Origin of the sequence: Paenibacillus sp. Soil766 (genome assembly GCF_001428105.1) — a bacterium.
Classification (GTDB): domain Bacteria; phylum Bacillota; class Bacilli; order Paenibacillales; family NBRC-103111; genus Paenibacillus_E.
Genome location: NZ_LMSJ01000009.1, coordinates 41,403 through 64,313, shown reverse-complemented (window position 1 = coordinate 64,313; position 22,911 = coordinate 41,403). Strand labels below are relative to the sequence as shown.

Annotated in this window: 19 protein-coding genes; 2 read left to right on the top strand and 17 right to left on the bottom strand. The window is 43.9% G+C overall.

What is annotated here, in order from left to right; translation table 11 throughout:
* Positions 1 to 82: 82 nt before the first annotated feature.
* The 14 genes from ASG89_RS07855 to ASG89_RS07790 all read right to left on the bottom strand — a co-directional run bounded on the left by ASG89_RS07855 (position 83) and on the right by ASG89_RS07790 (position 16,470).
* Positions 83 to 1,174, bottom strand: a complete 1,092-nt coding sequence (locus tag ASG89_RS07855) for a GerAB/ArcD/ProY family transporter (RefSeq protein ID WP_057310045.1) — start codon at positions 1,172 to 1,174, stop codon at positions 83 to 85.
* Positions 1,171 to 2,310, bottom strand: a complete 1,140-nt coding sequence (locus tag ASG89_RS07850) for a Ger(x)C family spore germination protein (RefSeq protein ID WP_162259685.1) — start codon at positions 2,308 to 2,310, stop codon at positions 1,171 to 1,173. The genes ASG89_RS07855 and ASG89_RS07850 overlap by 4 nt, the downstream gene beginning before the upstream one ends.
* 26 nt (positions 2,311 to 2,336) lie before the next feature.
* The gene (locus ASG89_RS07845) at positions 2,337 to 3,731 is read right to left on the bottom strand and encodes a spore germination protein (protein WP_157276562.1); all 1,395 of its coding nucleotides are present in this window, start codon (positions 3,729 to 3,731) and stop codon (positions 2,337 to 2,339) included.
* A gap of 138 nt (positions 3,732 to 3,869) precedes the next feature.
* Positions 3,870 to 4,403: a hypothetical protein gene (locus tag ASG89_RS07840; protein WP_057310043.1), complete on the bottom strand. Its 534-nt coding sequence runs from the start codon at positions 4,401 to 4,403 to the stop codon at positions 3,870 to 3,872.
* Between the two features lie 262 nt (positions 4,404 to 4,665).
* Entirely contained in the window at positions 4,666 to 5,037 is a 372-nt protein-coding gene (locus tag ASG89_RS07835; protein ID WP_057310042.1) for a Gfo/Idh/MocA family oxidoreductase, read from the bottom strand.
* An 11-nt stretch (positions 5,038 to 5,048) separates the two neighbouring features.
* The gene (locus tag ASG89_RS07830) at positions 5,049 to 6,056 is read right to left on the bottom strand and encodes a zinc-dependent alcohol dehydrogenase (RefSeq protein ID WP_057310041.1); all 1,008 of its coding nucleotides are present in this window, start codon (positions 6,054 to 6,056) and stop codon (positions 5,049 to 5,051) included.
* Positions 6,057 to 6,178: 122 nt separating this feature from the next.
* Positions 6,179 to 7,012, bottom strand: coding sequence for a helix-turn-helix domain-containing protein (locus tag ASG89_RS07825; RefSeq protein WP_057310040.1), 834 nt, complete (start codon positions 7,010 to 7,012; stop codon positions 6,179 to 6,181).
* A 228-nt stretch (positions 7,013 to 7,240) separates the two neighbouring features.
* Positions 7,241 to 8,494, bottom strand: a complete 1,254-nt coding sequence (locus ASG89_RS07820; protein ID WP_082592867.1) for a neutral/alkaline non-lysosomal ceramidase N-terminal domain-containing protein — start codon at positions 8,492 to 8,494, stop codon at positions 7,241 to 7,243.
* A gap of 1 nt (position 8,495) precedes the next feature.
* Positions 8,496 to 9,713, bottom strand: coding sequence for a DegT/DnrJ/EryC1/StrS family aminotransferase (locus tag ASG89_RS07815; RefSeq protein ID WP_057310038.1), 1,218 nt, complete (start codon positions 9,711 to 9,713; stop codon positions 8,496 to 8,498).
* A gap of 9 nt (positions 9,714 to 9,722) precedes the next feature.
* Entirely contained in the window at positions 9,723 to 11,453 is a 1,731-nt protein-coding gene (locus ASG89_RS07810) for a hypothetical protein (RefSeq protein ID WP_057310037.1), read from the bottom strand.
* A 25-nt stretch (positions 11,454 to 11,478) separates the two neighbouring features.
* Positions 11,479 to 12,732, bottom strand: coding sequence for a DegT/DnrJ/EryC1/StrS family aminotransferase (locus tag ASG89_RS07805; RefSeq protein WP_321166482.1), 1,254 nt, complete (start codon positions 12,730 to 12,732; stop codon positions 11,479 to 11,481).
* A gap of 166 nt (positions 12,733 to 12,898) precedes the next feature.
* A complete protein-coding gene (locus tag ASG89_RS07800; RefSeq protein ID WP_057310036.1) occupies positions 12,899 to 14,521 on the bottom strand; it encodes an extracellular solute-binding protein in 1,623 nt (540 codons plus the stop codon).
* Positions 14,522 to 14,637: 116 nt separating this feature from the next.
* Entirely contained in the window at positions 14,638 to 15,525 is an 888-nt protein-coding gene (locus tag ASG89_RS07795) for a carbohydrate ABC transporter permease (protein WP_057310035.1), read from the bottom strand.
* A gap of 15 nt (positions 15,526 to 15,540) precedes the next feature.
* On the bottom strand, positions 15,541 to 16,470 hold the full coding sequence (locus ASG89_RS07790) for an ABC transporter permease (RefSeq protein ID WP_057310034.1): 930 nt from the start codon (positions 16,468 to 16,470) through the stop codon (positions 15,541 to 15,543).
* 186 nt (positions 16,471 to 16,656) lie between these two features.
* Here ASG89_RS07790 and ASG89_RS07785 point away from each other — a divergent pair, with 186 nt between their 5' ends.
* Together ASG89_RS07785 and ASG89_RS07780 are read left to right on the top strand one after the other, a co-directional pair.
* Positions 16,657 to 18,042: an extracellular solute-binding protein gene (locus ASG89_RS07785; RefSeq protein ID WP_057310033.1), complete on the top strand. Its 1,386-nt coding sequence runs from the start codon at positions 16,657 to 16,659 to the stop codon at positions 18,040 to 18,042.
* Positions 18,043 to 18,237: 195 nt separating this feature from the next.
* Positions 18,238 to 19,239 (top strand): metallophosphoesterase, encoded by a 1,002-nt coding sequence (locus tag ASG89_RS07780; protein ID WP_057310032.1) that lies wholly within the window; start codon positions 18,238 to 18,240, stop codon positions 19,237 to 19,239.
* A 308-nt stretch (positions 19,240 to 19,547) separates the two neighbouring features.
* Here ASG89_RS07780 and ASG89_RS07775 read toward each other — a convergent pair whose 3' ends face one another.
* From ASG89_RS07775 to ASG89_RS07765, 3 genes are read right to left on the bottom strand one after another with little or no spacing between them, the layout of a single operon-like run.
* Positions 19,548 to 20,891, bottom strand: a complete 1,344-nt coding sequence (locus tag ASG89_RS07775; protein ID WP_057310031.1) for a sugar phosphate nucleotidyltransferase — start codon at positions 20,889 to 20,891, stop codon at positions 19,548 to 19,550.
* Between the two features lie 44 nt (positions 20,892 to 20,935).
* A complete protein-coding gene (locus ASG89_RS07770; RefSeq protein ID WP_057310030.1) occupies positions 20,936 to 22,051 on the bottom strand; it encodes a glycosyltransferase family 4 protein in 1,116 nt (371 codons plus the stop codon).
* 29 nt (positions 22,052 to 22,080) lie between these two features.
* On the bottom strand, positions 22,081 to 22,872 hold the full coding sequence (locus tag ASG89_RS07765) for a DUF6492 family protein (protein ID WP_057310029.1): 792 nt from the start codon (positions 22,870 to 22,872) through the stop codon (positions 22,081 to 22,083).
* Positions 22,873 to 22,911: the final 39 nt, after the last annotated feature.

Sequence of the window (22,911 nt, the reverse complement as noted above, 5' to 3'; positions counted from 1 at the left end):
ATAATCAATGGAAGTTAACTCCTTATAAAGCATTTCTTAAATATTCATAAACTGATTCACGTATATGCCTCTCTACGCATGTTCACACCTCTTGCACATGTCTTCCTCTAATATGACTAACAAGTAGAATAACTAAGGGAAGTCCTACGATGAAAATAGGGAAAATATAGGAAGTCCAGACTAAGTTCGCGTAATCTAATATCCCAAAGATGTTTGCTGGTATTAAGGAAATAGCGAAAATGACAGGAGCTGCTATTGCGATCATTCTCCGCCAATTCTTAACTCCAACTAATTGAGCAGTTCCATAACTGTTGATGAACAAGTAAATAGACAACTTGACTAATACACAAAAAATCCAGATGAATACAATCCACACATCCATATTTTGGATAAAATCTAAATAATTAATAAAGCGTACCATGGCAAAATAGGGAAAGTACATGCTCGATCCAATATGTATCCCGAATGTTGAAATAACCATCATTGTCGCAATAATTGCGAGCAAAGATGGAATGCATATTGACAAGAGTATCGGTTTGAGCAGTTTTTCCGGCTTAGCAATAAATGGCGTTAACATCATTAGCATCATTGACTCCCCAAGGAAAGAAGCATTTACTAATGATCCCTTCATGATCGGGATAGCACCTGTATCCGCGTAAATGGGCAGAATGAGCGCTAGATGCAAATTGGGTATGTTTAAGGCAAATGTGATCACAATGCCGAGAAGAATCAAAGGTCCAGCCAACTCACTAAAACGTGCAATGGCTTCAACGCTGCCTGCGATGGTTATGTATATCATCGCTGCCATCATCAATGCTGAAATACTCCATACGGGCGTATCGTGAAAAAGAATCTGCTTAATAAATAATGAAAATATACGTAAAATATCTGCACAAACGGAATACCATACCAGAATATACAACAGACTGATTAGTTTTCCAATCCACTTTCCAAAAAGCTTCTGAGCAAACTCTACCAACGTTTGTGATGCGTGCAGCTGACTTACTCGAACGATGATATATGTTACGAACACACCAATTAAACCCGCAACCGCAAGCGAGATCCACGCGTCTTGTTTTGCGATTTCGATCGTAGGCGAAATCGTCAACCAAATCGACATTGAAATTTCTAATGTGGTAAATATCCAAAATAACTGCCACGTTGAAATTTTCATTCTTTTCCTCCTTTCCTAACGATTCGCTTGCGGATATCTCCCGTACTCTGAATATTCAACTTGACATCAACGGCCACTTCAATCGTCGGGAATATATCATCCCACCGCTCTCGAATTTCTTTCCATTGATAAGGATGTTCTCTATGAAATTCTTCGCCGATTCCGAACACGTCCTGCCCAAACTGAGACTGTATATTGTTTATTGTTTCTTCTACTCTCTTTGCTTTAATTTCATTCAGCTTTTTTTCTACATACAGACGATCCTTGGATACAGAGAGATCAATATCTGTATTATTTTCAAGTACTCTTCCAGTTCCCATTAGTTTGATGTAAGCCTTTAATTTATTTCCAACATAACTAGTTCGGATGATTTGTTTTAAATTCGATTCATATAAAGCTATGCTTCCCTCCTCTAGCTCTTCTGTCACGAATTGATTTTTCAATACTCCTTTTACCCAAAATAGTTCAAGAGATTCTCTTCCACTCACCTCTCCAACCATTTGCAAATTTTTATTAAAGATAGCGACTGATCTGACATTAAATATTTTGTCTTTCTCTTGGTTATTCATCGGGGAAATCTCGATCATAGGCATAGCAGGGCGAACGCCATCCCTCCGCACATCGATTAATACATCTCGCAAGGCAGTGTCACCTAAACGACAATAACGGTCTTGATCAACTGCTACGATGGATGAAAATTGATTGAAAGGAGAGTTAATATTCAATACTTCCTTTCCTTCTCCGTTATTCACAACGAAAATATCTGTCCGCAGACGTGTATCCGTATTTCTTGTGAATTGATCCATGACATCGATGAGCCCTTTTCGTGCCAACTTTTCTCCGACAAAAATAGATCTGCGATGCCCTAGGAAAACTTTACGTGGCAGTTTGTCTTGAATTTGTTGCGTCAAATCTACGATTGACGATCCTGTCGCCGTTAATACAATGTTTGCCCTTTCACTCTTTCCCCCACCGCCTCGGATACTCCTGAAATCAGCAGGAACCGCGATCTGAGCGCTTTTTTGAAGCTTACCATTTTCCGTTATATCTAAGGCTGTTCCAATCCAGAAGGCGTAATCGTTTATTTCATTTCTGTCCCAGCATCCAGAGAGTATCAGTATCAGTATCAGTATCAAAAAAATGATGAAATTCCTTATTTTCTTCATTGTTTTCGTATTGCTGAAACATACCGTTTATTCATCCGTATCAGCGTATCCTTCCAGAAATTTGAACCAATTGGCGCAAACGGTGTTAAATAAGGTATACCGAAAGACTTGAGTGTCACAAGATGAATCAGAATAAATATAATGCCAATCGCAATACCGTACAATCCCAGGACTCCGCCTAAAATCAAAAGAGGAAAACGCAGAATTCGAAAAGGTAAAGCCAGACTATAGCTTGGAAAGGCGAACGATGCAATTCCGGTACCAGCCACAATCATCACGATAGGAGCAGAAATAAAGCCAGCTTGGACAGCTGCTTCCCCAATAACCAGGGCACCCACAATACTCACAGCTGAACCGATGGCTTTAGGCAGACGAAGTCCTGCTTCACGTAAACCTTCGAACATAAGCTCCATCAACAAAGTTTCAATGACAGATGGAAACGGAATGCCTTCTCTAGAAGCTGAAATGCTGAGCATCAGGGCAAGAGGGATCATTTGTGGATGAAACGTCGTCAGAGCAACATAGATAGATGGAAGTAAGCAAGACATAATAGCCAATAGGAATCGTAAAATTCGGACGGATGAGACGTATAAGAAGCGTTCATAATGGTCTTCTGCTGCTTGAAATCCTGCCCAGAAAGTCATTGGCAACAGCAGTACGTTCGGTGAGCCGTCAACGATTATGGCTATTCTTCCAGCCAATAAACTTGCGGTAACGGTATCTGGACGTTCTGTATTTTGAATTTGTGGAAAAAGAGAAAAGGTTTTGTCTTCTATAAATTCTTCGATATAACCTGAATCCAGAAGTTGATCTGTTTGGAAAGAATGAAGTCTCGCCCTAACTTCTTCAAGCAATTCTGGTTTGACTATATCTTCAATGTACGCAACAACAAATGAGGTATTGGTCAACTTACCTGCTTGATGATTTTCAAATTTAAGTTTCGAATTACTTATTTTTCTTCGAATCATGCTTAAATTCGTTTTTAAATCTTCGGTAAATCCCTCGCGCGGGCCGCGTATAGATGCCTCATTGGAAGGTTCATTGATTGCACGTTGTTTGAATGCAGTTATATCTGCCAAATATGCATAAGCCTCTCCCTCAATAAAGATGACCGTACTTCCTTTGAGGACTTTTGCAACGATTTCTGAAAAGTTTATGGCCCTATTATACTGTGTCAGACGATCCACATCACGACTTATCATACATGCTGAAATAATCTGTTCCAATTTGCTAGAATCCGTTAATTCTTCAATATAAACAAGTAGAACGTTGACGTGATCAGATAATTGTAACGGTCTAAATACGACATCAGCACAGTTATGGAAAATGTCCCGCAACGCATTATGATTGACTTGTATGCTTTCGCTCACATTCATAGGTAGACTTGCCACTTCATCTCCCCCCTTTCCATAAATTTCTTAGAATATTATGCGCGTTTAGATATTGCCTTATGCGAGTAAAACGAAGAGAAGCACTGCTCGTGGCAGTGCTTCCTAGGATTAATGACGTGAAATTATCTTTTCGCTTGTTTATATGGCCTCCACCATTTTACTTAAGACCTCTTCCCAGTCAAGGCATTTATTCTCAATTATACAAGTTGAAAATGGCAGTACTTCAAGCAGCCGCAATTCGATCCGTTTGCGGTTTTCCATAAACTTAATATTTTGTTCCGTGGCAAAGTTGGGTCTTGAACGAATGGTAGAGATCCAAGTCTGCTGTTCTCGCACATCAGGTTGGGTCAAATAAATCACTACGGGATTCAAAGCAGCAATCTGATTGGCGATGCCATGACGATACGGAATTAGATAATTGAGACCATATTTGACCGCCAATGAACGGATTACATCAGCATAATCTGGGTTTTGCAACAGAAGTTCATTATATTCCTCTTCGCGAAAGAAAGCATGCCAATTCAAACTCGTTGGATGCTCTTGAGCACCTTCATCATAGAATTTAGAGGGAATACCTTGCTGAACAAGGTAGTCATGTAATCTTTCTGCAAGTGTCGATTTGCCAGTGCCGCACAAACCTTCAACCAAAATCAGTTTACATTTGTTTCGCATGCGAATTACTCCCGAATCTCTTTTTCATTCTGTACGGTTCAATTTAGCGAATTTTAGTAATTTATTACTTCAACCGAAATTCTATTAAGAACACTTTAAACGCCCAATACCAACCTTTCTTTGGCTGGCCAGCATCTTTTTCCGGCACATTAACACCTCCTCCTTACAAATTTCTGAGTGTCGTAGGAGTATGTTTGTAATTATAATCCAATATAATTTGAAGTCGAGATACAATATTGACATATTCAGGGTTGAATATTAGCTACATCCTGTATTTCTCATTTTCGGGCTTAGCGGTACAATTGCTTATTTCATCAGTAGCTCGCCAATGGAATATCGACAACCTGCCTAAGCTCCTGAGTCTTCGTTCCAGATAGAATGACCTGAAGCGCGGCATAACCATCTTCACCGGTAATATCATGCCCGTTACCTGATAGGATACCGTCGATAAAATGATGAATGTTGCATAAGCAAACGGAATCCCATACTCCCTAGCAACGGCTTGCGCTCTTTCTATATTCAGATCGCAGATCGCTATAACCTCGGCACCAGCATGAGAAAGGTATTCGGGTAAATGACGACGCTGCATGATCGCTCCGCAGCCAATAAGTCCTACTTGCAATGGTTTCTTCATCGCGCCCCCCCTCAGCTCTCTACCCCAAGTCGAGTCCAATCAAAAAGAACACCCATCGCTGAGCTTCGATTGTGAACGAGCAAATCGTACGCTTGTGGTGCATCCAGCGGGGAGAAGCGGTGAGTGATTAACGGTGTGACATCCATTCTTCCTTGCATGAGATAGGTTAAGAACAGATCCGCCATCTCCGGATGTTGCCATCCTCTATAATTCATTAGCGCATGAATGCCTAAGATGGAGACAGAGTTGGAAACGACATTGCGGCCCATTCCCTGCACGGATGGCGTAGCGGTATCTCCCAACAGAATGACGCGCCCCAATGGTTTAACCAGCTGAGTCGCTTGTGCTAATACAGCAGGATGCCCAGTAATATCAAAGACAACATCCAACATCTTGCCCTTAGTTTCATCCGCGATTTGCGCTTTCGCTGCACCTGCGTCCATCGCCAGCCGGTGAATGCCCGGCCGATCCTGTACAAGCTGGACGCGGCTCTCCGCAGGGTCCATTGCGTAGATTTCTTTGGCACCGGACAGATACAGATATTGCGTCACCAGTTGACCAAGCAACCCAAGACCAATCACGCCAACCGTTTCCCCGAGAAACAGCTCTGCTCTTCTCACGCCAAGCTGTGTCGTTTTGGATAAATTGACCCAAGCGGCTTGTTCAGAACTTATCTCCTTCGGCAAAAGTACAGCATGAGATGCCTCCGCTTTGAAGAATTGCGTGTGTGCGTTTTCCACGAAGACGCGGTCACCTTTTTGAATGCGTTGTACATTCGCCCCCACTTCCATCACTTCTGCCACCATGGAATAGCCGGGATGAAACGGATACTGCACCCAACTTGACCAATTGGTATCCGGATCAAAGACGCCTCTCAGGCACTGAAGCTCTGTCCCTGTGCTAATCAGCGAAGTGATCGCCGCACATAAAATCTCCGTCTGGCCGAGGGTAGCGTCAAAAGATTGCTTGAGGACCTCCACCTTCTGCTTTTCTGAAAAAATGATGCTGACTGTTTCCATTGACTTTACCTCCTAAAGTGGGAATTCTATACCCTTGAGTTAAGTGTAGAGCGAGACGTCTATGGAAAACAGAGCAAACATTTGCTGAAATTTAACACTTATACAGGTGGTTAAAACACCACTTAATGCGTTTTACTAAATAGTTCTTTATATTGACGGGGGGAGATCCCTGAATATTTTTTAAAAAGTCGCGTAAATGTTTGAATGTCGTTAAAGCCCAGGATTTCACTGATTTCTGTAATCGTCATTTCTTGCATTTCGAGCAGTGACTTGGCTTTAGCAATTTTAATTTCCCGATGAAGTAGAATCGGTGATTTGCCAAACATGGCTTTGAAATGATTGCTGACATAGGTTGGATTCATGTGTAGTTCGGCAGCCAAATCGGCGAGTGTAAACGACGCTTTAGGTTGATTAACAATTTTCAGCAGGATTGATAAAAAACTGTGAGAAGGCTGACTCTCGATTGCTGGCTTGACACTCCCCAAAGCATTATCCAGGAGCAAATACAGTAATTCCAGCGACTTTGCCTTTTGTAATATAACATTGGGCAAGTGCCCTTTCCTGGACATGGAAAGCATGAGTTCATCAAAAACTTCCTCAAATTTGATATGGTTTTTAAGTGAATACGTGTAGGGGATCTGAAGAAAAGGTAGAACATCCACCACATGATGAATGGTATACGTAAAGTGCCACCATAGGAATTCTGTTTCCTCATCACTATCTTTATACTGATCATGCTTGAGATGAGGCGGGATGAAAATAACCGTTCCCGGTTTCAGATGGTAGACTTTGTCCTCTACTTTTAACTTGGCAGAACCTTTTCTTATATACGTCATCATGTAAAAATATTCCAAAATCCGATTGCGATAGTTCATCTCCACTCGGTTATGGCTATCAAATTTGAGAATGTTTAAATCAGCAGTTTCCAGTAGAGCGGAGATCACATCTGTTTGCACCTGAGACACTTCCTTCTTTCGGACTTATCTTTGCTGACACATAGATCTAATTCCATCGCTTACCATTATACGCCATTTATTGCGGTAGAACGTTTGGTATAGAAAAATTCTCTACAAAGAAATGGACGATTTGAAAGACAGCACATTCGTTGAAAAGGCTGCCGAATCATAGCTCTCGGCAGCCTTCAATGTTTATGCGGTTCCACCATAAGAAGGAGCACCCGTTTTTTAACTCAAAAACTTTAACAATGCTTCTTTCACCGTAGCTTCAACAGTGCTGTCGAAGCTCGAAGCCATTGCAAAATACAAAGTAGATTCGTAAGGCTCATAGCCACCTTCCATTAACTGCTGCGAGGTCGGAATGTAGCCAAACATGCCATTCGTATACCCAATCGGGAGCACAGTTCCTTTCGTGATCTGCTTGATATACAGCCCGTAATCGACCACAACTTCGGCATTCATACCGAGTAACGATAGCTCTTCCCCTAGTTTCAGTTCTGTTAGTTCTAACGGAATACTAGGCGGCAGCCTTTCCAATCTTGCTAGCATGAGGCTGCTCCACTCGCCAAGAACGCCTGGCGACCGGGCTGTTATCTCAAGCTGACTGCGCTCTGGCAGCGACTTTAGCGGCAGATCAACCGATGTCTTACGCCATTGCAGATGGCAAGGCGTTAAATGCCGCATCGGTCTAACTATCGTTTCCAATATGCACTTTGCAAAATCTGTACCGACTTGCTTAACCACTTCATTATTTCCTCGAATAACCTGCTCCCCGTCACCAGGATTAATGTCACCGCAGGTCCCCTGTAGGAAGGCTGCCACTGTGCCTCCTCCCACTATTTGCTCCACAGATGCCATAGCGACACCAATATATTCTGATGACACTAGATTTTCTCGCGTTATGACAGGATGACAAGCATAGTGAACAAGCAGTCCCTTCGTGCTCCCGTCTACTTTGACAAAACGAATGACACGCAGTTCATGATCGACAGGACCTATGTCCGGAGGCGATTTCACCACGCCGCGCCGATTTATACCAAGAGGTGAATAACCGCTACCTTGTTCGATTCGAACAGACTCGGCACTCAGCAACGCCGCGTTGATGCCTTCGATCACAATATTTTCCATCGATGCTACATAATTCTCATCCATGACACCTAAGTATGAGGTGAACAAGCTGCTTGTTTGTGGACCAGAATGCGTATGGGTGCTATGCAAGAGAATAGCAGCTTCAGCAATGCCGTAACGTTCATGAATTCTTTGCTTAAGCGCAGGTACGCGATCGCTCCCCCACCAAAGCAAATCCGCAGAGATAAGCACAGCTTTTACTTCACCTGTCACAAACACAAAAATTCGAGCAAATAATCGATGCGACACACCTTCGAATGCGCCGAGCTCGCTGCGAACTGCAAAACCAGCGAGTGGTATTGGTTTCTCGGGCGTAATATCCACCTTACTAACTCCAAGTCGAATAGTCGTCATATTAATATGAGGCAATTACTTTGCGAATGGCAGCGGCAATGTCATGCATGGCTTGCTCATCAGCGAGCAGCACATTTTGCGAAAGCCATAGTACTTCCTTGTCACTTAACCGTTCACTTACTGGACAGTTATACAACCTGTCTTCGCCTGTCAATGCTCGTGTGGCGTTCACAATCGCTTCGTTCCGATTGAGTGGTACATACCCAAAACTAATCGGAATGCCTTCGGCGTTAACTTTGCGAATGAAGTCATTCTTATCAATCCGATCAGTAACAGCAGACTCCAGCTTGAACATGTATAGGTGATGTGCATGCCGTGTGACGCGTGGATCGGACTTCATCACGCGGACTCCTTCTATTTGGGCAAGCAACTCCGTGAGCAGCTTGGCATTGGATTCTCGCAGGAGCATCTGCTCTTCCAATCGGCTCATTTGGGCAAGAGCGATGGCCGCTTGCAGCTCCGTCATGCGATAATTCTGACCAATGCGATCATGCTGGTACCACGCGCCTGTTCGCGAGCGGCCGACATTGCACAGCGACCAGGCGATTTCTGCCAGCTCCGGATTATTAGTGAGAATGATGCCCCCCTCACCGCTATTCAGGTTTTTGCTGGATTGCAAGCTGAACGTTCCGAGATCACCAATCGCCCCAACACTGCGTCCTTCCCAGCTTGCACCCACAGCTTGAGCCGCATCTTCGATCACTCGAAGCTTATGTGAAGCAGCTACCTCGTTGATACGGCTCATGTTCGCCGGAGCTCCGGCTAAATGAACAGGAATGATTGCCTTCGTTCGGGATGTGATGGCGCCAGCAACCTGATCTGGATCGAGCAGAAGCGTATCTTCTTCAATGTCAACGAACACTGGTATAGCTCCAAAGGCTAGTGCAGCTGCTGCTGTTGCAATAAATGTATATGGCGGTACAATGACCTCATCGCCAGGTTTAACCCCGGCTGCTTGCAGCGCTACCGTTATGGCAACGGTCCCGTTTACGACGCTGATCGCGTGTGCCGCATCGTGCAATGCCGCAAAGCGATGCTCCATCTCAGGAAGCTTTGGGGTATACTCGGGCGAATGTACAGTGCCCGTACCTCCCCATTTGCCCGAACGAATAACGTCAAGAATGAGTTGTTCTTCCAATTGCCCGAAAATCGGCCAAGCCGGGAATCCCTCCGTTCGAACGGGGGCCCCACCTTCTACAGCAAGTGTTAACTTCTCCATATTCTCACCTCACCCATTTCTAACTTTTAATCCTACTTTCGAATCTACGACAATTTTGCGGCACGGTATCCCGAATTGCTTCTCATGCCCCTCTTCAGGTTTATAATCCTCTGTTGTTGCCATAGGTACCCATATAACAAGCCCATCCACGGCTTCGTTTGCCTCCAAAAGAATACTTCCGTTGTCTTCGCATCCTAGGATACGAACGGCTCTCCTTAAACGCGTCCACTCTTGAATTTGCTCTGACTTCCAGAATGTGAAACCCATCGCTCTTGCTCTTGCTACAAGCATCCGAATGGCATTCCGCACTTCTTCTCTCGTACAAATGTGTATTTGATGGAATAGGAAATGAGCTACACCATTGACTTCCTTCGCTTGCTGCAGAAATGGCTCAATCACCTTGTTGTCTGCGAGATGACCCAAATCCAGATCCTGCGTCAAGAATCCGATCTCTAAGACCCGATATAGGCGATTCTGTTCATCAAACAAAGCTATTGGAAAATACGGATGACAGGTGCCGAATAAAAATCCGACATTCCCCTTTTTACTCGGACCTCTTGTTTGATCACTTGAAATTTCATTGTTCTCCAACCATTGGAACAATTCGCCCCAACCTTCCACACGGGTGTAATGGTTTTTGTTAGTTGTTATGTGTTCCAAGCCCGTTGCCTGCTTCAACCAGCTAACCTGACGGTCAAACTCCGCTCCGTCCCAGAAGCCATTGTCCTTCTCTAATGAGTTATAGTGGAAGGCAAGCTCATGTCCTGCCTGCTTCACTTGCTCATAGATATGAGCACCATAGCCAGGCTCAATCATGCACCAAGTTGTCTGAATTTGGCATTCCGCTAACAGTGCTAATGTCGCAATAGCATGCTCATCTTGATTAGAATCACTATCATGGGAAATGGTCACGATTTGACTGATCCCCTCTGGCCAATACCCCGTGAATGGCAATGTCATCCCCTTATCAATCGCGCACTGCAGCACATGTCTGACTAATGCTTCTCTCCAATAATCGGCATAGGGCCAAGGAAAATAAGGAATGCCAGTGTCCGTTTCTACTCGATCGAAATGCCAATCCAAGGCAATACGATCATCTGCTTTTAAAATATCCTCGTTGACGTTCGCGCTGCCATCAGCGGCTGGAATGCCGTCATCCAGAATAGGTCCTGTGCCTTGCTGCATGTGCACAATAGTTAGCGGGATATTGATAGACCAGCGATGTATGCTTCCTTGTTCGACATCAAAAGATTGAAGTGCTGGGCCTACTTCTGGACCGTCTGGCCGCCATTGTTTGATCGTACCTACAGTGCGGCAAGCAGCTCGGACATCGGTTTCACCAGCTTCTATCCAAGGGTTGGCGGACAGGAATCTCAGCAAGTCAGGTTGCGCTGAGCGAGTTGGCTCTATCTCCGCATAACCTACGCCCGTATCTCCCGTCTGAATGTATCCAAGTCGGAGAGCCATTGCGTTAATACCCGCATATGAAATAAGGGTGCCGCCTTGCTCCACATACGACCACAAGATAGCAGACTTCTCTCCGCTTTCTTGCGAACAAGCTACGATGAGAATGTCGTACTCCTGTAGGCTCACTGCATCTAACTTTGAAACAGGTGTATAGGAAATGCCAACATGCTGCAATATTTCTTCCACATATTTCTCGAATACATTAAGTCCATATTTCCATTTGCGTGCAGCTGCTTCATGTTCAACGAGCACACCGACTTTGGCCATCTTCATTTCTATTCCTCCATCCGCGTCTCGCCTACACGACTTCCAAGCCTGACTCACAGTAATGAGCAGCCACCTTGCGTATGCCGGCTATCATATCATCAATATCTTGTTCACTATAAAACTCGTTGATTGGCACCCGGATGGCTTGCTTCAAAATATGTTCAGCCATAGGGCATAGCCCTTCACCATATGAGATATCTGTGAGATCAAATGGAAAATGACTGCCTGTATACGCTTCCCGTTTCTGAAACATCGGCTGCATATAGACCGGTTGAGGAATATATCCCGCTGTGCAGTCGATGCCTTCGGCTTGAAGCGCCTCAGCGAACTCATCCCTCGTGCACGTTAGAACCGTAGGTTCAATCGTAAACATATAAAACCAATACGTGCATCGCCCGTTTGTCGTCACTTGATGCGGTATGATCCCTGGCAAGTCAGCGATACCGGAAGTTAACCGGTCACCATATTGGCTGCGCTGATTACATATCCATGTTAATTTCGACAGTTGGGCTATCCCAACAGCCCCCTGAAGCTCTGTCATTCTGTAATTCGGAGCGAGTAAACGCATCTCCCTTTGCACCAGATTGCCGAAACGACCGTAATTTTTATCTGCAAATGCATGCGTCCGTTGATAATCTTCCTCTGATTGTGAGTTTACGGTAACGATACCGCCATCTCCAGTTGAAATATGCTTGTAATCATTAGTACTAAAGCACCCGTAATGCCCTATTGTCCCAACCAAGCGACCTTTATAATAGGTCAAATAGCTTTGCGCGCAGTCTTCAATGACGATTAATCCGTACTCATGAGCAAGCTCCATAATGGGATCCATATCTGCTGGGTTGCCAGCCAAATGGACGACAATGATGGCTTTGGTCTTCGGTGTTATACGTGCTTGAATCGTTTCAGCCGTCATGTTGTACGTATGTGGATCCAAATCCGCAAACACAGGAATCGCATTTTGATACAAAATGCCAATAATAGAGCCCGCATCCGTAATCGGACTTGTAATGACTTCGTCCCCTACGCTTATGCCAGATGAACCAATCGCAACATGAAGGGCTGCTGTGCCCGATGAAGTTGCAACACTGTACGTTACACCATATAACGCATTAAATCGTTTCAGAAACTGTTTCACCTTGCGGCCAGAATGATAAAACAGTGTATTTTGCTCAAGCGCTTCAACAAGTTCCTTAACTTCTTCCTCCCCAAATCGCTTGCCAGTACCATAAGGTGTTGTTTTGATTCTGGATCCGCCGAGAATGGCTAACTGTTCTTTCATCATGCCAAACCCTCTCTCGTGTTGATTTAGGATTTATTTATATTATTTCAATAGGAATAATAAGAAATATTTTCACAACACGCCACCCGTGCTTCATTATGAATACACGGGCGTCGTGCGGAATGCTACAAAAGTGTTCAAAGGACTATTAACTTACAGTACCTATGGCTTAAGGGTTTTCCGACTTAAAAACAACCGGCGTTTTAAACACCTGCGAGATGGTCTTCGCATAGTTATCGAATATTTCTTTCCCATGATAGGTGGTCATCAGTTCTTTCCGATATTTTGGCCAGTTGCTTGCGTCCTTCTCTTCAAAGAGAATCTTCACCATATACGCACGCATTTGTGTACGGAATGCACCGATATCATAGCCTGGAGGCGGAGCGACATTCGTGCCAAGTACTGGGTACTTGTAAGTTTTCAGCTTCTCAATGATTGCTCGGTCATGGTCGGTTTCGCGAGGATCGATAATTGTCAGACCTATCGGGCTCGGATCTTGAACCCCATAAGCGAAAATCGAGCTATACACATCGAAGAAATTACCGTTAGCTTGATTATCTTTGGTTATTGCATCAGGAATTAAGGTAATGGTGTTACCGCTTTTTGTATAATTAGCGCCCTCTTTTCCAAAGTGCGAAAGCAAATAGCCTTCAGGGCTAGCCAACCAATCCATAATTTCAATACTTTTCTTGATTTTTTCAGGAGGTGTCTTGGCGCCGAACAAGAATGGAACACCAGGCAATGCGGCATAGTTAACGGCATTCGGTACAATGTGGAACGGTACGAAATCCGCCGTTTTCACCCCGCTGATATCAATCGTCTTCTTCTTCACGCTCGTAGCTACGTTATCAAATGCAGCCGTACGCAGCAGGCTTTGGAAAATCCCCGCTTTCCCTGCTTCTATTTTCTCGAGCTCTTGCCCTGGTTTAGCTAAAAACCAGTCCGGGTCCACGATTTTCATAGCGATTGTGGCACGAATATCATCGAGCACTTTCCCTGCCCGAATATCGGATTGCGGGTCAACGTATTCACCGTTCGCTTGATCGTACCAAAGATCAACCCCTAGTCCATTTTTGTACCATTCTGGAAACTGTTTCGAAATGCCGATGCCATTTCCGAATGTAGTGAAACCGTAAGTGTCATTCTTTCCATTGCCGTCCGGGTCGTTAAAAGTGAAAGCTTTCATCACATTAATCATTTCGTCATAGTTCGTTGGCACCTTTAAGCCAAGCTTATCGAGCCAGTCTTTGCGCACATAATAGGATTGATAAAGTTGCTTTTCATAAGGGACAGGTGCGCGCATAAAGACTTCTTGCACTTGATAGCGTGAGATAATTTCAGGAGTTACCCACTTGTAATAGTTGGGCATCGTTTGCGGGTTTACGTAGGGGGTCAGATCGGCGACAGCTTTATCAATAATAAATTGATTCGTTTGCGCACCGTCGGCTTGGAACATATCAGGGGTTGCACCAGATGAAATTTTCAAATTAATTTTGGTCTTATGATCTTCACCTGGGACGCCGTATTCCATGTTTAGTTTGACGTTAAACTTCTGCTCAATGGCTTGGCGAATATAGTCCTTATCTGGCGAAGGCAATGTTACATCGTTCGTCGGAACGAACGTTAACCAGTTCAGGGTTATTGGCGGTGATTTCGTCGCTGCCGCTGTTTCAGGCGCGGCTGAGGTGGATGTTGATGCGGATGGTGTAGCAGTAGAATCGTCTTTCGAACAACCGCTTAACACAACCAAGCTGGCAATTACACCGCATGCTACCTGTTTACGCAATTTCATGCAAACGACCTCCCATTTGTACTCGAATTCATTCTCAAGTCTACTCTGGTTGCCTGTATGACTGAAACGAAGCAAAACAAGGCATCACTCCCTTCAAGGCTGTTGGTCAAACAGCGTTACCCTTTGATGGAACCAACAAGCATACCTTTGATGAAATATTTCTGTATAAATGGATAGATGGCCAATAGCGGCAATGTTGTCACTACAACCGTTGCCATTCGAATTGTGTCTGGCGGAAGTGTTTGAATAACGGATGGATTCGTGTTCAGCTCTTGGCTCACACTAGACGTAACAATCATATTGCGCAGAATGACCTGAATCGGGTACAGAGCTCGATCTGACAGATACAAGATGGCATTGAAATAGGAATTCCATTGAATTACGCCGTAGAATAAGCCAATCGTGACGATAATCGGCATCGATAAGGGGATAACAAGTTGGAATAACGTTCTAACATCTCCACATCCATCCACTCTCGCCGACTCTTCTATTTCTGTTGGGAAATTGATAAAGTAGGTGCGCATAATAAACATGTAGAACGGTGAAACGAGTGTAGGGATAATGAGTGACCATATAGAATTGATCAAACCCAAGCCCTTCACGACTAGATAGGTTGGTACTATGCCACCACTAAAGAGCATAGTGAACACAATCGCTAGTAGAAAAAACCTTCCTCCGGGTACATCCTTCTTCGAAAGCGGATAAGCTAAACATATCGTGACCAGCAGACTTAAAAAGGTGCCAATTACCGTAATCAGAACGGAAATCTTAAGCGCATCTGGCACAAGCTTGCTGCCGAAGATTGCTCGGTACGCCTGCAGCGTAACTTGCTCTGGGAATAGGACGAAACCTCCGTTACGGATCAGCTCTTTATAAGGTGTTATTGATTCGATGAATACGAAGTACAATGGAAACAGGGCAGATAAACAACAGAGCGTAAGGAAGACATAGATGACTACATCGATAATTCGATCTGATTTGGTCATATGTACCGCATAGGACACAGGTTCCACCGCCTCTTAATAGATTCCAGAACCACCTAATTTTTTCGCGATTCGGTTAGCAGCGATGACAAGCACAAATCCAATGACGGATTTAAATACGCCCATTGCGGCCGGAATACTGAAATCACTTTGTTCGATAATACGGCGGAATATCCAAGTATCCAGTATATCTCCGACATTCGTCACTCGCGCATTGAGGAATACATAAATTTGATCAAAGCCGGCATCGAGAATTGTCCCTAGCCGTAGAATTAACAATAAAATGAACACCTCGCGGACACCAGGCAGCGTAATATGCCAAATTTGCTTCCATCGACCTGCCCCATCCACAACCGCAGCTTCATACAGCTCTGGATTGATTGTTGCTAAGGCTGCTAGGAAGAAAATAGCTCCAAACCCTGTATTTCTCCAAACATCGGTTAAAATAATGAGCGGCCGGAAGAAATCAGAGTTTGCCAGGACGTTCAATTCACCCCATCCCATATTTTGATAGAACGTTGTGACAAGCCCTGTGCCAGGAGAGAAAAATGAATAAACCAAACCATATACGATGACCCAAGATAAAAAATAAGGTCCGTAAGTGATCGTTTGTACGATCTTCTTAAACCAAGTGACACGGATTTCATTGAGTAGTAAGGCGAGAATTAAATCAGGAAGTAGATTAAAGACGAGTCGGTATACGCTGATGAGGAGTGTGTTTGACATAAGTCGGAGAAAATCAGGTGATTCAAAGATGATTTCGAAATTGCGCCAACCTACCCAGGGACTATCCCAGATGCCTTTAGTGACACTGTAATCCTTGAATGCGACGAGTAAGCCAGCCATCGGAATGTAGCGAAAGATGAGGAAGTACAATAGGCCTGGGGCCATTAACAGATAGAACCATCGATATCGATATACTTTTCGAATAACTCGATTTGACTTGGCACTGACGATGGAAGCCATGTGGTCACCCCCCTTTTACAATCCCATTATAAATTATAACAACAAAAAAATACAAGTGCTATACATGTTTAAAACATGTCTTTAAATCGACTAAAACCCTTGCTTGTCCTCACTATTTTCCTGTTGAATATTTACCAATTTTTGTTTAGAATACATACAACTGCGCAAATAGGTGGCGATCTGATAATGAGAAAAAAGGATCAATATTGCTATTCTTCTTTGACCGATATCCTGCGTGAGCAAATTCTTTCGGGGTTTATTAAGAAGGATGAGTTCCTTATGTCTGAAAATGAATTAAGTAAATATTACGAGCTCAGCCGCAGCTCCGTTCGCAAATCGCTTGACCTCCTGTTGAAGGAAGGGCTCGTTGTCAAAAAAGCCGGACTTGGTACCTTCGTCTCTCCAAACGTCACTGTGCGGAAATCAAAGCGAAAAGTACTGCGCATTTTGACAATTACGCCCTCTTACTTTGTTGATCACTGCTTACCTTTCATCTGCGAAACGTTCGAACAGCAGCACCTCGACGTAGACATTAAATTACTGAGCTTTCCTATTTCACAATTCTGGGAATCCCTTCATAAGTGTATCGAAATGGGTATTCAACCCGATATTTGTATCATTACGGACACTATCTTCCAAGAGCTCAAATCGATGGAGGATTTCGTTAGTTTAGACAGGATTATGGAGGATGAGCTGAATCTGATGTACCCTAAGCTACTCGACGGATTTCGCAAAGATGGCATCGTCAAAGCGTTACCTGTCACATTTTCAGGCATATGCCTCGCCTATAATCCGCGCATGTTCAACAAATACAACGTTGAAGCGCCACATCAAGGATGGGATAAAGAAGCGTTTATCGAGACAGCTGGGCGATTGACCTTTGACACGAATGATGACGGTATCATCGATAATTATGGTTTTTCACTCCCTTCGACACTTAATCGTTGGAACGTAATCGCTATGCAGCATGGTTTTGACTTTCACAAACCGAATAAGAAAGCACTTCTAGACACGCTAACTTTTATGCACGATATGATCTATCGAAAAAGAAGCGCACTCGTTTCTCATATGCAATTGCATCGCGTTGCTTTCCAAAGTGAGCAAGTCGCCATGATGTTGACGACAACCATTGAGCTTGCTGGATTTGGCGACAAACTGCCCTTCGAGCCCAAATTCGCACCCATGCCATTCGGTGATTCACCGAATACGTTGCTCATCGCGAATGCATTGATGGTTCATTCTGCAAGTACAGAACGTGAACTGGCGATCCAATTTCTACAAACTGCATGTCATCCAGATGTTCAAGCCAAAATCAGTGAATCGCGCTTCCTCTCTGTCCTGCACGAGATTAATAAGATGATGTGGGATCCGCTTGATCTGGCGTCACTCCATATTTCGGATGGTCAACTACATAACGCCTTCTATCAACACGAAACCATCTCGGACACGCAAATGATGCAAGAAGTTAATCAGGAGATGATGTTATATTGGGAAGGTATGGAGTCGGCCGAACAATGTGCGAAACGACTGCAGAAAATTCTTGCTCCACGTAGGAAAATAGCTAGTAGATAAAACAAAAAACAACGCAAACCTAATCTAACTAAGGCTTGCGTTTTTCTCATACTTTTGCAATTCAATCATAACATAATCTGCCCAAGCTTTCCCCAACTCTTCTCTATAAAAATGTATGCCTTCCTCATTTCATTGAAGCTGTATCCTACATATGCTAGTACTAGTTGGACAAGCAGATTGCGGGAGGCGATGCACGTGTTAAGCCCAGAAGATGCAAATACAATTATTGAGACCTTTCTGAGTCCGATGTGGTATTTCGTCACCTCACAAGAGGACAAGGATGAAATTCACCGACTTGCTGAGGAACTTAGAAAAGCAGCTGGTATTACCCCTTTACTACGTTTTTCCGTTGTTAGTGATATTCACATTCAAAACTGGGATACGCAAGCTCAGAGTAAACTAGGTGCTGCGTTAGACGATCTAAATCAATCGATCCCGAACCTTGATGCTTTAGTAATTAACGGAGACCTCGGCGATGGACGTACCAATGACTATGCGATGTTGACGTCCATTCTGCAGAAGTATTCGCTTCCGAAGCAAATCTGCTATACGATTGGCAATCACGATTACTACAAAGCCTATTACAATGCTGCAGGAGATTGGTCTCCAACGACATTCCCCAATGGCGAAACTGACAGTGCCTCTTTGGAACGCTTTCTAGCTTTTACACAAATGCCTAGCGTCTTTTACGATCGTTGGATTCAAGGCTATCATTTTATTTTTTTAGGTTCCGAGCGATATAGACAATCCGATCCTGCTGTTCAGGAAGATGCCTGGTTGTCCTCCACGCAATTAAGTTGGTTGCAAAGCAAGTTACAAGAGAACTTCATCCAACATAAGCCGTTGTTCGTGTTTCTGCATCAGCCTCTGCAAGGGACAGTATCCGGCAGTCTACCACGGGGTATTGTACAGCATAATGAATTGAAGCAGATGCTATCTCAATACCCGGAAGTGTTTTTTTTCACAGGACATACCCATTGGGAATTGCGATTAACCTCTACATTGATCTGCGATGTATTCACAATGGTCAATAGCTCTTCAGTGAGTTACCCCTACGATAGTAACGACCAATTAATCCAAGGAAATCGTTCAGAAGGGTTGGTTGTTGATGTATACGAGGATCGCATTCATATTCGGGGGCGAGATTTTGCGAATGGAGCTTGGATCACCGAAGCCGATTTTATAGTAAAGCAATAAGAAGGTGAAACGAAAATAGACCGGCCACGTTTACGTGACTGGTCTGTATTAACACACCAGAATTAATATGTTTTGTTTTGGGTTTTGGGGTAGATAAGCTTACCCCTTATTTTTGGCTGAGATAGTCGAAATAATCGACTATCTCGAGGGAAACCGGCGCCTTGGCGGTGAGATAGTCGAAATAATCGACTATCTCGAGGGAAACCGGCGCCTTTGGCGGTGAGATAGTCGAAATAATCGACTATCTCGAGGGAAACCGGCGCCTTTGGCGGTGAGATAGTCGAAATAATCGACTATCTCGCTTTTCATTACCATGTTTGTGTAAAACGAGTGATATCTTCTTCTGACAGTTCCTTCCCTAACAAGACTTCCATGAATTCAAGAGGAGTGACAGCCTTGATGCCATGCTTTATACCAGCGGGAATACGCAAAACATCCCCTGCCAGCCGTCTATACAGTTTGTCCCCTATGCGAATTTCCGCGATACCTGATAGAATGGTTAGGCTTTCTTGCCGATTGCCATGCAGATGATAACTGGTCATCTCCCCAGTGACAAGCTTCACAATTTTAATCATGCCTTCTTTCCCCTGGTCATCAACTTTCCAGTATTGCAAAATATGATAAGAGCCCCATCTTTTCTCCACATACATCGGAATCTTAGTAACTTGTGCGAGACTTTCCTTAATCAGATGGGCTTTCTCCTTGTTCGCAATCAAGATACCGTCTGGATTTGCCGCGACAATGAGATCGGATACACCAATGACTTCTATGGGATACGGAAGTTCGTTAATGAGATGTGTATTGACGGAATCATCAGAGATTCTTCCTGGACCAATAACGCTATGCTCACAGTAAGGGGTCAGCGCCTTCCATGTGCCCACATCTTGCCATAAACCTTCATACCGTACAACCACAGTGTTTGGATTGAGCTCAACGACTTCACGATCAAAGCTTGTATTGGCAAGTAGATCGTACTTAGTCAGCCATGTCTCAACTAGATCAGGCGCTCCCTTGTCCTTCAAATATGTCAGCATGAACCCTAAGGGAAAGGCGAATACACCACAGTTCCATAAAGCATGTTGCTCAATTAATTGTGCCGCAGTTTTCTCATTCGGCTTTTCGATGAAGTGATGAATGAAAGCAAATTCTTCTGATTCTTTGGGTATTACCGGAACAATATAGCCGAATTGATCGGAGGGCAACACGGGGTTCGTTCCGAGAAGAGCGAGATCAGCCTTGGATCGTGAAATGACCTCGGGAAAGCGATGAATTAACTGGAAGAATGCGGAATCTACATAAGTGTCTACTGGGAGAATACAAATCGTTTCATTCGAATCAACTAGGATTTTCTCCTTCAAATATGTCACAGCTAAAGCGACGGCTGCATAAGTACCTCTTTTAAATGGTTCACTTATGATCGGGATGTGTTCGCCAACATACGTACGTGTTATCTCTACTTGACTGTGATGCGTGACAATACATGTGGATTGAAGTAGGCCGACTTCATCCAATTGTCTGCATATTCGCTCAATCATTGATTCTCTAACTCCAGTATCGGATTTCAAGAGTTTGAGAAACACCTTGGAGCGAATTTCATTGGATAAAGGCCACAGCCTTTTACCCGATCCCCCGCACAAAAGTACAATTCGCAAGCTTAATACTCCTTTCCTGGGGGACCTAACGCATCCCATCCCCCTTATTTCTTGGATTGAATGTTCTTCTCAACCACATTCTTCATCAACTTCCCTGCACGTGACCACGTCAAATGAAGGACATCTAATCTTCCCTGACTTCCCTTCCGCTTACATAAATCGGGATTCTCGTAAGCCTTCCTCATATTCATTCGCAAACTGTGATGATTAGGTTCAGCCCACAGTTGTCCCTTCTCAGCAAACAGATAGCTAAATGAGCGCGAAATAGCATGTGGACTTTGCATGCTAATGGATGGGTTCTTCAGTTGATAGGAAATGAGAAACGAGTTATTGTGTGTAAGGAAATCCATTTGTCCACCCCAGGCAGTCGTGATGACAGGGATACCGCTGGCTAGCGCTTCTAGAAATGGGAGTCCGACCCCCTCGCCTCGCGTCGGAAGAACGAAGGCATCTCCTAGTGTATATAAACCTTTCAGCTGCCTATCGCTAAGTCGACTGCCTATAATGACGACAGGAGCCGTATCCTTGTAAATACCCAATCTCTTTTTGTATTGCCAGATTTGACGCTGAATCCATTTTTCAGTCTCATAAGACTCATAGCCGTTTGTCTTGATCACAAGAATAACGTTATCTTTGGAGGAAAACTCTTCCCAGTACGCACGCAGCAGACCTTCTGGGTTTTTACGATGCTGAAAGCCAAATACAGACACGAAAGTGAACTTGCCTGACGCACGCGGCAAAACAAATTTCTTATTATTCGGATGAAATGCCTTCGTATCTACACCATGAGGAACAATATAGATCGGGACGGTAACCCCGCTGTTTCGTAATGCCCGCTTATTATGTCGCGTTGGTACGCATACTGCATCAAATTTGTTCATATGAGAAAGCCATTCCTTCGGCGTTTTGCTAGTTTCCCAGACGGTATTTAGAATGATGTGATCATATAAACTTCGCTCACTATGCCACTGTATGCGGCTAGGAACATCGTGATAGATCAGCACTCTTTTGCCTAAGGAAGATCTTTTACCAACTTTCAAATGGCCAAGCCTTACATCAACGCCCTTGCGTCTCAGGGAAGCAGCATATGTTCTACTTGCATGACCCAGTCCACTCGCTTTGTGGACAGGGCCCTTCCAGACCACAACATAAGGCTTCATCGGGTCACCAACTTGCCCTTTTTAACATATCATTTGCGTTTATGCAGAGAAATGGATCGGTATCTATAGGCCAAGGAGGACATCCTAGCTTGTGTAATTTGAGAATCGCTCAGAAGTAAGCTCTTATTCAGCGCAGGCTTCAAAATCATCTTGTTCGCAGATGACGAATAAAGAAAGTTTCCGTACGTTTCAAACTCCGAAAAAGCAAACTGCTTGGATCTATTCATGCTTTTCATAATTGCGGTATACCAGGAACTCTTATGTTTGGACTCAATGGTTTGTTTCAACTGCTTGACTTTAGCTTTCTCGAACAGCATGTAATGGGTAACGAAAGACAATCGAGCTGATCGATTTCTACCCATCAATTTTCTATACGTATTGAAATATTCGGCCTGACTCCAGTTCCGACAATAAAACACCGTCTTATCACCTACTTTGAAAACATGTGGTCGAATTAGTACGGTATCTGCATCAATAACCATATAAAAGTTGGACTTGCACAAGGTATCTCCATTCAACTTAAGCAACTGCTGATACAGCCATCCAGTCCGATCCCACGTTTTGGATTGGTAATGGATGTCCTTTTTTGTGATAGGGAGAACGGTATCCTCATCAACGAATCGGCATCCTTTTCGCTCACATAGATCGATTATCCGTTGTTTCCACGGAGCCACAATGATGATTTCACCAATCGGATGCTTGACATATTTTCTTACCGCGTCAATGACAAGAGGGAGAGTCCCTAGATCCTTCTCAATCGCTGGGATAAGTACATCAATTTTGGGTGTATTGCTAATCTCCTCTTTAATTTGCATGTACATGTCGTCATCTCCATTATTCAAACATATGAATTATCTTAT